The organism is Legionella cherrii (assembly GCF_900635815.1).
GTDB classification, from domain to species: domain Bacteria; phylum Pseudomonadota; class Gammaproteobacteria; order Legionellales; family Legionellaceae; genus Legionella; species Legionella cherrii.
Window position 1 is genome coordinate 2,532,283 of sequence record NZ_LR134173.1, and the last position, 15,041, is coordinate 2,547,323.

The window sequence follows — 15,041 nt, forward strand, 5'->3', positions numbered from 1 at the left end:
CTAACCTCGAAAAATATCAAATGGATCAATACGAGTTACTTTTCTTATTCCTAAGTAGCTTGAAAAAGCAATAATAACTATGACCATAAAAAAAGAGAAAACTAAACTCGGATAGGTCACTAGTGATGCATAGTTAGAAAGCCTGAGCTTTGCTAATGCAATTAAAACGGAAGATAACAGTACACCAAACCCATATCCTAGAAACCCTATAATTCCTGATTGGAAAAAGATCATTTTGATCATTTCATTCTTTTTTGCTCCAATCGCTTTTAAAGCGCCATATTCCTCAATATTTTCCAAGACAAAAGTGTAAAAAGTTTGGCCGGCTATGGATAAACCCACAATGAAACTGATTAGCGTCATGATCAGCAAATTAGTTCCTAAACCCGTTTCATATAAATAATAATTTTTATTCTTCTTAACAAATTCCTGGCGAGTGACTGCAGAATACCCCAATTTTTTTACCTGCTCTTGAATGTAAGGAACATCTTGAGGTGATTTGGGCTCCAGGAGAATGTAGGAAATAGTGAAACGAGTGGTTGGTAAATCAGAAATGGCTCGGGAATAAGTAGTATATAATGTCGGTGTACCAAATAACCCATTAACTAAGGCCTTACCCAATGCAATGACAATCGCTCTATGGTCATTGACTTCAAACGTTGTACCTATTTGGGGACTATCTAATTTGTAATATTCAGTGTCTTTGATTGCAATATACGCATTATTACTAAAAATGGCATTAATATTGCCATCAATAAGTTTAGGTCTGCCAAGTAAAGTTGAGTCATCCAAACCAATTATCGTAGTTGCTTGGTATGTTCCTGTTCTTAATTTAACAAGGCCTTGTCCAGAGTAAAGCGGAGCAGCATATTTTACTCCTCTAATACTTCTCACTACATCAAGAACATAATATGGCATAGGGATATTATCCGTTTGAATTTTGACTGAAGGATCCATAACCCAAACAGAAGAGCCTATATTAAGAATGGTTGCAGAGGTTCTTTGCATGATCCCGGAAAATACAGAAGTCATTTGCATCATAAGAAAGACAGCAAACGTTATCCCTACAATTAAAGTAAAAAATTTCCCCCTATCATTTACTAAAAGCTTCAGGGCAATCCGCATCAATCCATCTTTCATTTTGGAAATATCCTTCTCCCTTAAAACCTACTCTAGTAAAGGGTATTTTTTCTTAAATTTCATTAGCATATTCGTTATTTTGAGTAATTTCTAGATAATAAAGATTTATAAATTACAGATTTGTACCATAATCTTAAAGGGATATTATAAATTTGAAGAGACTCATTTATGTCTTTATCTAGGGATGATAAGGGGTGTTTGATTGGTAAAACCGTACAAATTCATGGTTCTGTCATAACCATTGCTTGTAAGGTTTTGCCCCCTTTGCATCAAGCGCTTAAAATTTTTCGAAAGGATGATAGTTATATTTTGGAGGTTCATAAACATATCGATCACGAGCATGTGATGGCTATTGCATTACATCGAACTTCAGGGCTACAACGAGGATTGGATGTATTTGATCTGGGAGCCCCACTTGAAGTCCCGGTTTCTATACATTCATTAGGTAGACTTCTTGATGTGTTTGGTAACCCTTTAGATGGATTAGACCCAATACCCGCGAGCGAATCGCGTCCCATTTTATCAAAATCACCACTAATTGAAGGCATCACAACACCACAAACAATTTTAGAAACTGGAATAAAGGTTATTGACTTGCTTTGCCCTGTAGTTCAAGGAGGAAAGGTGGGGTTATTTGGTGGTGCTGGAGTTGGCAAGACGGTACTCTTGATGGAGTTTATGCACGCGATTATCAAAATTCATCGCGGAGCTTCTGTTTTTGCGGGGATTGGAGAGCGAGTACGCGAGGGCCATGAGTTATGGCGTGAAATGCAAACAGCTGGTTTAATGGATAACACGTTAATGGTATTTGGGCAAATGGATGAATCTCCCTGTGTTCGATTTCGTGTTGGTTTATCCGCACTCACTAATGCAGAATATTTACGAGATACATTACAACGTGATGTCTTGTTTTTGATTGATAATATTTATCGATTTGTCCAAGCTGGTAGCGAGATATCAGGGTTATTAGGAAGAATGTCGGCTAATGTAGGCTATCAACCGACGTTAATGACTGAAATAGCAGAAATCGAAGAACGTATTAGCTCTTCATCTAAGGGCGCAGTCACGTCAGTTCAAGCAGTTTATGTCCCTGCAGATGATATGAGCGATCCAGCAGTTGCAGGAATTATTACACATTTGGATTCAATAGTGGTCTTGACTCGTTCACAAGCTGGAAAAGGGATATATCCTGCAATTGATCCTTTGCTATCTAAAAGTAAATTTATGAATATTGCTGTAGTAGGGCAGCGCCATTATTCAATCGCACAGGCAGTCAGGGAACATCTGTCACATTATCGGGAGTTAGAAGACATTATTTCTATGATAGGAATCGATGAATTGTCGTCAGAGGATCAGAAAATTGTTTTAAGGGCTCGTAAATTGCAACGGTATCTTACCCAACCATTTCACGGTATGGTTGAGAGAACGGATATTCAGGGGGTATCCGTACCACTAGAAAAAACATTACAGGATTGTGAGGCATTTTTAAATGGTGATTTTGATTATTTGACTGAAGAGCAATGTTATATGAAAGGCTCCTTATCTGGAGTTCATTAAATGGCAACATTTACGCTGCATTTACATAGTGCCCTACAAGAGGAGCAAGTTAATGGGCTAGTAAGTTTTGTTGGTGAGGATGATTCAGGACAATTTGGCTTATTTGCCCATCATACGCGAATGATAACTTGCTTAAATTACGGATTAGCCCGATTTCGTTATGAAGAGGATAAAACAGAATATTTAGCAATACCCAGTGGTTTGCTTTATTTTATTGATAACGATCTTCATATTTTAACAAGACATTACATACGTTCCCCAAGCTGTCAGGATATTTTGTTTGCTATAGATCAACAGCTGCAAAGAGAAGAAAAAAAGTTAATAACTATTAAAGAAAGCATTCATCGATTAGATTATGAAATGTTAAAGAGCTTATTAGAATTAAAGAACAAGGATTGGTATGACCTCTAAGAACTCCCAAAACAAACTCAGAAACAACGTAGAGAAATCCGTTGTTAAAATAGAAAAGTCAAAAAAAGAATCCCCTACAATTTTGGCGCAAACCATTTTTTTAGGGACATTAGGAATACTTTTTATTCTGCCCATAATTATAGGCGCTTATTTGGGCGTATGGCTGGATAATAAATTGCATGGTTATTCTATTGCCTGGACAATTAATTTGATTCTTATTGGAGTTTTTGTTGGTGCGCTTAATGTATATTTATTTATAAGGGATTAATAATAAGCTGTTTTGTGCTGCTATGAATCCCCTCTCCCACTTGTGGGAGGGGGGTAGGGGGTATTAGTTAAAATCAATACCCTCATCCGCCCTCCGGGCACCTTCTCCCTACGAGGAGGAGGGAAATTACTTATGGAATACCATAGGGCTGTACCCAAGGTTACATCATGAAATGGAGAGCCGATTGATGCTGACTCAAAGCATATTAACCAGTTGGTTAATTATTTTAATTTTACTGATATGGGCCTGGTTATCTGGGCGAAAATTAAAAGAAAGGCCAAGCTCATATCAAGTGGTTACTGAAGGGATTTATTTGGCAATGTATGATGCAGTAAATGAGGTATTGCCTGAGCATGTTGAACTAATATTTCCCTTTGTTGCTACTCTATGGCTTTTCATTGTGCTGTCTAACCTAATTGGAGTAATTCCTGGATTGAGTTCTCCAACAGCAGACTTATCAGTTACATCAAGTCTTGCTATCGTAACTTTTTTTTCCGTTCATTGGTTTGGTATACGTGCAGAAGGAATTAAAAATTATTTGCGACACTATATTTCACCGAGTCCTTTGTTACTGCCTTTTCATTTAATCAGTGAGCTATCGCGAACATTGGCATTAGCGGTACGATTATTTGGTAATATGATGAGTCTTCAGTTAACTGCTATGATTGTACTTATGGTTGCAGGATTATTGGCTCCTGTCCCTATTTTAATGCTGCATTTATTAGAAGCGGTTATCCAAGCGTATATTTTTGGAATGCTTGCATTGATTTATATTGCAAGCGGGATTCAATCACAGGTAATACGAAGAGAAAAGGAGTTTCTTCATGGATAACATGAGCTGGTTTACCTTGGTGTCCACGGTTGTAGCTGGTTTGGCTATTGCTTTAGGAACTATGTTACCCGCCATTGCAATGGGGCGAGCAATTAGTAAAGCACTGGATGCAATCGCAAGGCAACCCGAAGCAGAAAAATCAATCACACGCACTTTATTTATTGGTTTAGCAATGATTGAATCCTTAGCAATCTATTGTTTGGTGATAGTATTGATTATTTTATTCAGAAATCCCTTATTGGCTTATTTAGTCAATCATTGAAGAGGATTGGAAAATGGAATTTTCCTGGTCAAGCTTTATTCTTGAGTTGATTAACTTTATTGTTCTTGTATGGATTTTAAAGTTTTTTTTCTATAGACCAGTTCAGCAAGTTATTTTAAAGCGCAAGCAGGCAGTGCAAAATGATCTTGATAAAGCGCAGACAATGCATGATGAAGCCCAGAAATTACAAGAACAATATACAAATCGTTTACAAATTTGGGACATTGAAAAAGAGCAGGAAAGAAAAAAAATAGAACGCTCACTGGAAGATTGGAAAATCAGTCAGCAAGAGGCCTTTAAAAAAAACTTGGCTCAAGAAAAAGAAAAAATGATAGAGCAACAAAAGCAAAAATTGTCCTCCATAATCCATCAGAATGCGCAAGAAGCTTTATTAAACGCCAGCAAGTTTTCTACAAAATTTTTGCTGAATTTTGCTGATATTCATCTTGAAAAAAAATGTATTGATAAAACCATTGCTGAGTTGTCGTCTTTATCAGAGGAGAAAACAACCCTATTACAGCAGGGTTTAAATGAAAATAAAGAGATTATTATCGAAAGTGCGTTTCCTTTAGAGGAACAGCAGAAAAATACGATAGCTTATACAATCCACAATAAATTTGTTGTGCCCACGGTGTTAGTGTTTAAACAAAACCCAGATCTGCTTGCAGGATTAAACATTAAAATAGGACATTTTTTTTTACAAGCCAACTTGCGTGATGAATTAGCCTTTTTTGCGGAAACTGAAAATGAAAAAAGCTAAACAGGGGACACCTACCTTGGGGCACGCTCATCTCAGAGCCAAAGGAACACCACATAATTTGAGAATGCAGCAGAAGAAGGTGGACTCATATGCTTTTAATCTACGTATGCAAGAGTTTGGCTCCATTAGTTCTGTTGGCGATGGAATTATCTGGATACAAGGGTTACCCTCTGCTGCAATTGATGAAATTTTGATTGTCGAAGACGGAAGTAGGGCCATGGTTTTCCATCTAACGGAACATCTGATTGGAGCTATTTTGTTGGAGCAATCGGATGTAATTAAAGCATCGATGCGAGTTTTTCATTACAGTCGCTCATTAAGTATTCCGGTTGGTGATCGTCTTTTAGGACGAGTCATTGATCCACTAGTACAACCCCTTGATGGTTTTGAAATACCTCAGTGTCTCGAGTATGGTTTGCTTGATGTTCTTTCACCACCAATCACACATCGTGATTTTATTAATCAGCCACTTTATACGGGTAACAAGATAATTGACAACCTAATTCCCATTGGCAAAGGACAGCGAGAATTAATTATTGGTGATAATGGCCTGGGTAAAAGTTCGTTAGCGCTCGATATTGTTATTAATCAAAAAAATAAAAATGTACGTTGTATTTATGTCTTAATTGGACAAAAAAGATCATCTGTTCTTACCTCCATTCAGTTGTTAAAGGATGCACAAGCACTTGAATATACGACCGTTGTTGTTGCCGAGGCGTCTGCATTGCCTGGGTTGCATTATCTCGCGCCCTTTAGTGGCTGTGCTATTGCCGAATATTGGATGAAGACTGGTTATGATACCTTAATCATTTATGATGATTTGAGTGCCCATGCGAACAGTTATCGAGAACTTTCTCTCTTGTTAAGACAACCTCCTGGAAGAGAGGCATTTCCAGCAGATATTTTTCACTTACATGCACGCTTGCTTGAACGTTCGAGCTGTCTTGCTCCTGAACTGGGTGGGGGCACCATGACCGCTTTTCCCATCATCGAAACTAAGGAAGGGGAGATTGCTACGTACATTCCAACCAATTTGATTTCAATTACTGATGGGCAAATCATTTTTAATGAACAACTTTTTTCAGGTGGATTCTTACCGGCAATAGATATTACTCGTTCTGTGTCACGTATAGGGGGAAGAGCACAACATCCACAAATCAAAAGGGAAGCGAGTAAAATCAAACTGGATTATATGCAATTTATTGATTTGGAGGTGTTCACTCGCTTTGGATCTAAACTTGATGAAGCTATGGAACTTCAGGTCCAGCGTGGACGGATATTGCGTGAAATTTTGAAACAAAATCAATTGTCCCCACTCCCTATTGAGTTTCAGCTTGCTTGGCTTATTGGATATAACGAGGGTTTTTTTAATGGAATAAAACTTGATGAACTACCCAAATATTTAAAAAAGATAGAACAACAGGTGTCTCACTGTGATTTGACATTAGATAGCCCTCGAGAACAATGGAAAAATAAAGTTTTTACCTGGTTGACTGAATCATGACAAAAAAAATGCGCTTTAAAGCCCATCTGCAAACTCTAAATAAAATAGGTACCATGATGACTGCCATGAGAAATCTTTCATTCATTGAGATGAATCGGGTGACTCAATGTGTTGCGACTCAAGAAAAAATGAATGCAATGATTCAACAGATAGGTATCGATTTTTTATCAAGTTATCCACAATTACTCGCTCAGATGGAAGTTGTTGAGTCTAATGTATATATACTTTTAGGGGCAGAACGAGGATTTTGTGGGGGCTTTAATGATAATCTTATACGTTATTTGGAGACACATTTACTTCATCATTCAATAAATAATCCAAAAATTATCATAGTTGGACAAAAATTGGCGGCTAAAATGATGGATGACCAACGAGTAATCCAAGTCATAGCAGGTCCAAATACCCTAGATGAAATTTCAAATATTATTTTAAATGTAATCAATGCATTAACTTTGGTTTTTACTCAGTTCAAGCTCAGTTCCTGGAATATAATTTTTAATAAGAAAATAAAAACCAGGGTAGAGGCTACTGTTAAACAACCTTTTATTGAGTTTATGAATATAAAAAAATCTGATTTTACCATTTCACCTCAGCTCAATTTATCTTACCAACAATTCATGATTGAATTTATGAATCAGTACGTTTTCTTTATGTTGTACTCACTTTTTTATCAATCGTTTTTTGCTGAAAACTATAATCGTGCAAATCACTTAGATAGCGCTTTAGAGCGGCTACAAAAAAAGGTGACTTGTCTGACGCATAGCATTAACTTATTAAGACAAGAGGAAGTTACTCAAGAAATTCAAAATATTATGCTAAGTACTCAAGTTATTTTAGAAGAAATCCATAATGAAATTAGTAGTTGAGTTGGAGAAATTACCTTCGTCATCCCGAGTGCAGCGAGGGATGCTCAAGGGAAGAGATACTCGCTATGAGAGAAAAGAGAAGGATTGTTCGCAACGAGGCTTACCGTGAATAAGGTCTAAGTTATGTGGCTAATCTTGGAGGTGGTGGTGCAGATGAAATTTCGTCCTCAGCATCTGATTTTATTTCAAGATCATAAGTCTTTTGAATTAATGCAGCCTCAGTTTTCGCTTCATTTGTAGCAATTTCTAATTCTAGTGGTGACAATTGTAAATATTTTTGTGATCGGAGTAATGCTTGTGAAAAATTGGTTATTTGTCCATTACTGGCCTCTGATAATGATTTTCCTTGATACGCATTATTGATCATTGAATGTGAGTAAGATTCCAATCTTTCAGCAACACTTATTGCTTTAAATGATAGATGACGTAAATTCAGTCCAACTAGGCTGGGTTGATTTTGGTATTTGAGTAACTCTTGATAAGTATTCGCTAAGAGTAAATAACCCGCTGATAAATAATATTTTGCAGCGACTTGAGCATAGAGGATTACTTTTCTAGCAATGTCTTCATTGAACTCCTGTTTTAATAAATCTAATCCACCCTGGCATAAGGCGTTTAAGGCAAAAAAACACCCATAGAGACCTGATGCTGCTAAAAACTCTTCGGCATCCGTATAAAATTCATCAGTGTGTTCTTTATCCTTAAAAGTATTTCTATAAATCTCATAGAGATAGAGCCCTTTTAATAGGTCAAAACATGAGGCAACGGTACACATTGGTTGATATTCATGAACTGGTAAACCATTTTGTTCCGCACGGTCTTTTGGGTTTACTCCGCAAAGACGCCATAAATCTTCCCAGTGTGATTTTAATTCGGGTGATTTACAGATTTTATCGATTTCTGGATTCATCATTGCAAGCTTGAACAGTAAGTCATGATCGAGATTTTTAATTACTCGATAAAAAAAAACAGGGTCCAAGCTTTTTTTTAAGCTCAAAATTTTAGTTTGCTGGTCTTTTTCTCGATCGTTTAACTCAAGAAACTTAGTTAGTTTCATGCATACTTCCAATTGAAATGACTAGGTACTGATAGTAAATTACTGGATTTTTTTACAAATAAGAAAATAAGAAGAATCTTATGATCTAATCTCAGTAATTAATTGTACACCGTATTCTTCTTTTTCCACAGTATCTTTGGATGTTTTTGCAGCTGTAGCTGAAGAAATAAAGATACTTGCATCTTCTGTTTCTCGTTGAGTACCCAGCCAAGATAAGAGTTGTGATTTTGATTTGCCAACGTCATGTTTGCCCACTCTAGGATTACTGTCCATCTGCTTCAACATCAAATGCGCATGTCCTTTAATTTCAATAATACTGTCCAGTTTGTGTTTCTTCAAAAGATCTAGAATCATTGAATGGGATGCGCCACTGGTACTCGATTTTCTTGCTTGTAATAAGTCATCTACAAAATGTGCAACAACGGTTTCATCAATTCCAGCCTTTTCAAGGTAGTTTATAATGAGTTGATGGCTATCGATGTTCGCATTGATGCTTGTTGGATTTATGCCACTCCAAAAATTATAACACTTAATTTGTGCTCTAGTAGGAGGCATTGAGCCAGGACCAACGTCACCACCAATATTTTCTGAACGGAGCCATTTCCAGGTTGCATCCATATATTCTTTTTCTCGAACAGCCATTGCTGCTGCACCGAAGAACATTACATTTTTATCCGCTGAGCATACATTAAGTACCATGCCATTTTTGTCATAATTGAGTGATAGATTAGTTTCAACTTCATGGCAAATGTTTCTTGTAACTTTGTCATCCTGTCCAACAGAGTAAATCAATTGGTCACATTCAATGTCAAAGGTAGGCACTTTGGGGTCATTTTGTTTAAACAATAATAATAGTTTGCCGCTAGGCTGTGGTTCAATTTTAATTAACTCGGCTTCCATTAGTTCGCCACGTGATTTTGCAGAGGATAAGGCCGTAGTAGCAAGTTTGCCGGTGCCTGCTTTCTCAAATTGTTTTGCTATCCAAATAACCGAATTTTTTTGATTATCTTTATTGAACGCCATACCCTCAGTATGAATATCATGACCAAAAAAACCTTTTCTATAACATGCAGCAGCGGTTCCACCACCTCCATAAATCACAATTTTTCTGGGTGCTTCGCTTTGTTCCTCTGTATCCGATAAAATGAATTGATTGCCATCTACGACTGGAGTAAACCCTTTCTGAAGATCCAATTGGTTAAGGGTATGGAATTCATTCTCTGTTAGTAATGATCCTGAAAGGATGTTTCGTGCAGGACCAAGACCCGTACAAATATTTAACTGATTGGTATAGATATTTTTTATTCCATCCGATGTTTTTACTACTAACCGATAGTCTTGATCTGGGACTTTCCAATCCATCATATGATTAGTTCTTTTTTCAATCATTAATACAGTCGCACGCAATAATGGCGCTTCAGTAAAACCAAGGTTCGCTTGATTCGCCTGATAGACGTGTCGACCATTGGCATGAGGATTTTTTCGATAATAATCTGATGGTAAATATACAGATGGATTTTCTTTGGCTGTTGTGCGCTCAAGAATACTGTGAGGTTGTGCAAGAGTATAATCATGTTTCCAACTTCCTGAATGTTCACCGAGCATCAGAACGGAAGGAAGCTCCCCCTTTGCTAATAGGGCCTGGCAGGTTCCATGATGTGCTTTGAATTTTTCAAGCCAAAGTGTTGTTCCAGTATCACCTGAACCTATAATGACTTGGGGAACGATAGCGAATTCTTTATCTTTCAATACACGCAAGATGTCTTGATTGATTTCGTTTTTTTTCTGGTGAACTAATTCAAGTCGATCATAACCTTTTGTAACTTTAGTCAAATCATCATCAACTGAGTCAGTGGTTGATTCCACCGTGTTTTTTTTCTTTCTAGCCATAATAAGCTTGGGCATAAGCTCTTGATTTAATGTTATTTTAAATGCATATACGGCACTGTAAGTTGCTATCGCTTTTTTTAATATGTGAAAACATTGCTCTGAAGTATATTTTTCTTTGAAAATTTGCGGATTTAAACGAATTTGTTTAATCAGTTTGTCGAAATTAGCAATTAAATCCTGGGTGGTAGTGATGCGATTATGATTTAACACCTTACAAATATAATTTATTTCATTTTGTCTTATATCTTGGGGAACAGCATCTTTACCCATCATTTACCTCAACCGCATGGATATTATACGAACATATAGTCCGTAATTTTAGCAAATAAGTATTAAGGGAGTATTAATTGCACATAAAGGTTAAATGTTTGTTCATTGTGGGGTAGTAGAAGTTATTCGCATTGATGAAACGGTGTTTTAAATTGTTGGCATTTTAAAATGCGAGTTGCATAACATATACAGTAAATTTTTATGCAGATTTTATTAACTATGTCACGAACTGAGCGATTATTGGACTTAATTCAGATATTAAGACGTCACCGGTTTCCTGTAAGCGGCATAACCCTGGCACAAGAGTTAGGAATTAGCCTTCGTACTTTATATCGAGATATTTCCATGCTGAAAGGACAAGGGGCTCCAATCGAAGGGGAGTCAGGGATAGGATATGTGCTACGTCCAGGATTTACTCTGCCTCCTCTTATGTTTACTGCGAATGAAATCGAAGCAATAGTGCTTGGTTCGCGTTGGGTAATTGATCGCGCAGATACCCAGCTTAAATTTGCTGCACAAAACGCCTTGGCGAAAATAGCAGCAGTACTTCCAAACGAATTACGTGAACAATTAGAACTTCCAGGCCTACTTATTGCCCCAGGGCAGGTCGCTGCAAGCAAAGACTCTGATTTAATTCTAATCAGAAAAGCAATGCGATTGGAAAAGAAACTTCAATTAAGTTATCAAGATGTCAATGAAACAGCATCACAAAGAACGATTTGGCCACTAGCATTAGGTTTTTTTGACCAAGTTCGTATTCTGATTGCTTGGTGCGAGCTAAGGCAAGATTTCCGTCATTTTCGAACTGATCGTATTGTTGAAATCAGTCTAATGGATACAGGTTATCCTGAGCGTCGACAAACGCTTTTAAAAAAATGGAAAAAGCTGACCCTAAAATAACAAGCACGCGTGTTTCGTGTCCCCCGTAATCCCACGGATAGCGACAAAAGGTTCAAGGCTCCAGTTCATTACACCCGCTGACTCTATCATCTCACTTTCTTTCGGTGGGGCCATAAATTTGGGATTAAGAGGTTCTGGAACAAAACGCTCAAGGATAGCATCAATTTCTTTCAAGGCTTCTGCTTCAAGTGTCCATCGCATAGCCTCATTAATGAGTATTCATCGCTCTGGATGACTTGCGGCCAATCAGTATCTATCAAAAAACAATGCGCTGCTTTAGTGACAATAAGGTTAGATTGTAACAATTGATGCACTAATTGATTTATTTTTTAAACGATACTATAAAGTAATTTATAATCATACACTTAAGGGTTTATCTTATGCTTGAAGAATTTACACACAGACTGGATAAGATTGATATTCCAGCCTTTATATACGGTACTGCCTGGAAAGAAGAGCGTACCCAAGAATTAACATTTCAGGCATTAAAAAGCGGATTTGTTGGAATTGATACCGCAAATCAACGAATGCACTATTTTGAAGAAGGTGTTGGGCATGGAATTCAACAATTTTTAAACGCTACGGGAAAAAGTCGTAGTGATTTATTTTTACAAACAAAATTCACACCTGCCCTTGGTCAGGATCATCGCAAACCCTACGATGAAACAGATTCAGCTCAAAATCAGGTGCTGCACTCTTTTTTGAGTTCTCTAGATCACTTACAAACAGATTACATTGACTCCTATATTCTTCATGGACCTACTTTTCGTTCTGGACTTGTTCAAGATGATTTAGATATTTGGGCTGCAATGGAGGGTTTATATAATCAAGGAAAAATCAGATTGCTTGGTATTTCCAATGTAACTCTAGAACAGTTGCAAACCCTGTATCGTGTTGCTACTGTGAAACCCTCATTGGTACAGAATCGATGTTTTGCTAGCAATCAATGGGATTTACCAATTCGAGAATTTTGTAAAAAAAATGGATTAATCTATCAGGGATTTTCTTTACTTACTGCAAACCAATCCTATTTGCTTACAGATCGGATGCATGCGCTTGCGAAACAATATAAGAAGACAATACCACAAATTATATTCCGTTTTGCATTGCAAATAGGCATCCTGCCATTGACCGGCACAAGTGATCCACATCACATGAGGGAGGATTTGGATTTAGATGCATTTGCGCTCACATTAGACTCAGTAAAATTTATAGAGGAAATTAATAAAGGGTAAGCCCTTTTTCTACTGACACAAACTGTCATTAAGGTCGATTATACTCTTAATTCTTTTGAGCGTCTGGCAAAGAATCATGAGTAAATGTTGGTTGGCTGTTGCCTCGGCAGAGCATGTGCGTTTGGGCAAGCAAATGGGAATAATGCAGGTCTGCCATGGTAGGCTTGCTCCTTTAAAACGAATTCAACCCAATGACTTTGTCATTTATTATTCACCAACGAGTATTTTTAAAGCAAAAGATAAGCTGCAATCATTTACCGCTATAGGGATTGTTAAGGCTGGTGAGCCCTATCAAGTGGTGATGGATGACGATTTTCATCCTTTTCGAAGGGATGTACAGTGGGCCAAGGCACTCGAGACTCCTATTGCTCCTTTGCTTTTTGATCTTGATTTCACGAGAAACAATAAAAACTGGGGTTATTCATTGCGGTTTGGACTAATTCCAATTAGTGCCCACGATAAGTCAATTATTGCTAATGCCAAGCAGGCTCAATGGCTATAATCCACAAAAAGAGAGAATGAGATGATACACATTAAACCACAACAAATTAAAGTTGAAGCATTTACCGTGACTGGACTGAGTGTACGCACTAAAAATGCCGATGAATTTAATTCTGAAACAGCAAAGTTATCAAAGCTTTGGCAAAAATTTTATGCCTCACCACTATCAATAAAATCAGACTCACCAATTTATGGAGTGTATTCTGCGTATGAGTCAGATCATAATGGATTTTATACGGTCACGGCTGGAGTCGCGACACCTGATCCACAAATAACTGATTTTGATAAGATTAACATCCAAAAAGGTAATTATCTTATTTTTAAAAACTCTGGTCCGATGCCCAAAGCGATCATCGAAATCTGGCAAGCAATTTGGCACTATTTTGATACTCAATCTACTGTTGCTAGAGCTTATGAGACTGATTTTGAAGTGTATATGGAACAAGAAGAATGTGCGGTCTATATTGGTATTAAAGATCAGATTGAGAAAAAGTGATTGAGACAGTACAAGATCTGCAATGTATATAAAAGAAATAGATTTCGTTTCAATTGATTAGAGATGCTGCCTTTAAACATGGGAGATGCGAATGAAAAAAGCCTCTCCCGTACTCCGACTGAGTAAGCAACGAGTTATGATAGAACACACCGCGTATCAGGTTACACCATTTGATAAAAACAATGAAACAGATCAAGAATAAGAGACTAGGCAATTGATAAAATAAGACCTCCATCCACGCGAATAGGAGCACCATTAGTTGCGGAAGACAGAGGGCTAGATAAAAATGCAACCATATTCGCAATTTCTTCAGTAGAAGCCAATCGCTTGATTAATGAAGTAGGTCTTAAGTTTTCAAAAAGTTCTTCTTCAACTTGTTTTGCCGATTTGTTTTGCTGTTTTCCAAGATCGGCCACAAACTGGCTCACACCTTCGCTGCTTGTAGGTCCAGGAAGAACTGAGTTGACCGTTACATGAGTTCCTTTTGTGAGCTCAGCGATACCCCGGGCAACTGCAAGTTGCGCCGTTTTGCTCATACCATAATGAATCATCTCTTTAGGTATTTGTAATGCAGATTCGCTGGAGATAAAAATGATTCTGCCCCAATTTTGTTTCAACATGGGGGCAAGGTAATGACGGCTTAAACGAACACCACTCATAACATTGACTTCAAACATCTGCAACCATTCTTCATCCGAGATATCAGCAAAAGCTTTGGCATTATAAATACCGGCATTATTAATAAGAATATCTACTGTAGGAACTTGTTTAATCAATTCATCTAGTTCTTTTTTGTGATTTAAATCAGCAGGAGCGGCAATCAAATTGGCTTCAGGAGCGCACTTTTTAATCTGATGAATTGCCTGAGTCACTCTTTCTTGGGAGCGACCATTAATGACCACAGTTGCACCTTCTCGAGCTAATATTTGGGCAATTGAAAATCCTATTCCTGCAGTGGAGCCGGTTACTAAAGCGGTTTTACCTTTGAGTTGTAGATCCATGATTTTTCCCTGAAATAAATTTGAAGCGTGTTACGATTGACACATTACTTTAATTCCCAGATTAACAAATATTTCAATTTTTTTAATCTAT

Annotated in this window: 17 protein-coding genes; 12 read left to right on the plus strand and 5 right to left on the minus strand. The window is 37.3% G+C overall.

Annotated features, from left to right (window positions below):
* Positions 1–1,140 carry an ABC transporter permease gene (locus EL022_RS10710; protein ID WP_028380587.1) on the minus strand — a complete coding sequence of 380 codons (1,140 nt, stop codon included), beginning with the start codon at positions 1,138–1,140 and terminating at the stop codon, positions 1–3.
* Positions 1,141–1,308: 168 nt separating this feature from the next.
* Between EL022_RS10710 and atpD the strand changes: the two genes are divergently transcribed.
* The 8 genes from atpD to EL022_RS10750 all read left to right on the plus strand — a co-directional run bounded on the left by atpD (position 1,309) and on the right by EL022_RS10750 (position 7,600).
* Positions 1,309–2,697, plus strand: coding sequence for a F0F1 ATP synthase subunit beta (atpD, locus tag EL022_RS10715; RefSeq protein WP_028380586.1), 1,389 nt, complete (start codon positions 1,309–1,311; stop codon positions 2,695–2,697).
* Entirely contained in the window at positions 2,698–3,108 is a 411-nt protein-coding gene (locus EL022_RS10720; RefSeq protein WP_028380585.1) for a F0F1 ATP synthase subunit delta/epsilon, read from the plus strand. It begins immediately after the preceding gene.
* Positions 3,098–3,376 (plus strand): AtpZ/AtpI family protein, encoded by a 279-nt coding sequence (locus tag EL022_RS10725; RefSeq protein WP_028380584.1) that lies wholly within the window; start codon positions 3,098–3,100, stop codon positions 3,374–3,376. Before EL022_RS10720 ends, EL022_RS10725 begins: the two co-directional genes overlap by 11 nt.
* Before the next feature lie 187 nt (positions 3,377–3,563).
* Positions 3,564–4,208: a F0F1 ATP synthase subunit A gene (locus tag EL022_RS10730; protein ID WP_241972164.1), complete on the plus strand. Its 645-nt coding sequence runs from the start codon at positions 3,564–3,566 to the stop codon at positions 4,206–4,208.
* Positions 4,201–4,470 carry a F0F1 ATP synthase subunit C gene (locus EL022_RS10735; protein WP_028380582.1) on the plus strand — a complete coding sequence of 90 codons (270 nt, stop codon included), beginning with the start codon at positions 4,201–4,203 and terminating at the stop codon, positions 4,468–4,470. Before EL022_RS10730 ends, EL022_RS10735 begins: the two co-directional genes overlap by 8 nt.
* A 13-nt stretch (positions 4,471–4,483) precedes the next feature.
* Complete coding sequence (locus tag EL022_RS10740; protein ID WP_028380581.1) at positions 4,484–5,230, plus strand: F0F1 ATP synthase subunit delta; 747 nt, start codon at positions 4,484–4,486, stop codon at positions 5,228–5,230.
* On the plus strand, positions 5,217–6,734 hold the full coding sequence (locus tag EL022_RS10745) for a F0F1 ATP synthase subunit alpha (protein WP_081776857.1): 1,518 nt from the start codon (positions 5,217–5,219) through the stop codon (positions 6,732–6,734). Before EL022_RS10740 ends, EL022_RS10745 begins: the two co-directional genes overlap by 14 nt.
* Positions 6,731–7,600, plus strand: a complete 870-nt coding sequence (locus EL022_RS10750) for a F0F1 ATP synthase subunit gamma (protein WP_028380579.1) — start codon at positions 6,731–6,733, stop codon at positions 7,598–7,600. Before EL022_RS10745 ends, EL022_RS10750 begins: the two co-directional genes overlap by 4 nt.
* 121 nt (positions 7,601–7,721) lie before the next feature.
* On the opposite strand, the gene EL022_RS10755 is transcribed toward EL022_RS10750, so the two are convergent.
* Both EL022_RS10755 and EL022_RS10760 read right to left on the minus strand, forming a co-directional pair.
* Positions 7,722–8,657 carry a DUF5630 domain-containing protein gene (locus EL022_RS10755; protein ID WP_028380578.1) on the minus strand — a complete coding sequence of 312 codons (936 nt, stop codon included), beginning with the start codon at positions 8,655–8,657 and terminating at the stop codon, positions 7,722–7,724.
* A gap of 78 nt (positions 8,658–8,735) precedes the next feature.
* Positions 8,736–10,820, minus strand: a complete 2,085-nt coding sequence (locus EL022_RS10760; protein WP_241972165.1) for a hypothetical protein — start codon at positions 10,818–10,820, stop codon at positions 8,736–8,738.
* 216 nt (positions 10,821–11,036) lie between these two features.
* Between EL022_RS10760 and EL022_RS10765 the strand changes: the two genes are divergently transcribed.
* Complete coding sequence (locus EL022_RS10765; protein ID WP_028380576.1) at positions 11,037–11,717, plus strand: HTH domain-containing protein; 681 nt, start codon at positions 11,037–11,039, stop codon at positions 11,715–11,717.
* Here EL022_RS10765 and EL022_RS10770 read toward each other — a convergent pair.
* Positions 11,709–11,918, minus strand: coding sequence for a hypothetical protein (locus EL022_RS10770; RefSeq protein WP_028380575.1), 210 nt, complete (start codon positions 11,916–11,918; stop codon positions 11,709–11,711). The genes EL022_RS10765 and EL022_RS10770 overlap by 9 nt on opposite strands.
* Positions 11,919–12,097: 179 nt before the next feature.
* Between EL022_RS10770 and EL022_RS10775 the strand changes: the two genes are divergently transcribed.
* From EL022_RS10775 to EL022_RS16410, 3 genes are all read left to right on the plus strand, one after another.
* A complete protein-coding gene (locus EL022_RS10775) occupies positions 12,098–12,952 on the plus strand; it encodes an aldo/keto reductase family protein (protein WP_035900473.1) in 855 nt (284 codons plus the stop codon).
* Positions 12,953–13,028: 76 nt separating this feature from the next.
* A complete protein-coding gene (locus EL022_RS16405) occupies positions 13,029–13,454 on the plus strand; it encodes an EVE domain-containing protein (protein WP_028380573.1) in 426 nt (141 codons plus the stop codon).
* Between the two features lie 21 nt (positions 13,455–13,475).
* Positions 13,476–13,949 (plus strand): GyrI-like domain-containing protein, encoded by a 474-nt coding sequence (locus EL022_RS16410; protein ID WP_028380572.1) that lies wholly within the window; start codon positions 13,476–13,478, stop codon positions 13,947–13,949.
* A 206-nt stretch (positions 13,950–14,155) separates the two neighbouring features.
* Here EL022_RS16410 and EL022_RS10785 read toward each other — a convergent pair whose 3' ends face one another.
* Positions 14,156–14,950, minus strand: a complete 795-nt coding sequence (locus tag EL022_RS10785; RefSeq protein ID WP_028380571.1) for an SDR family NAD(P)-dependent oxidoreductase — start codon at positions 14,948–14,950, stop codon at positions 14,156–14,158.
* Positions 14,951–15,041 lie beyond the last annotated feature (91 nt).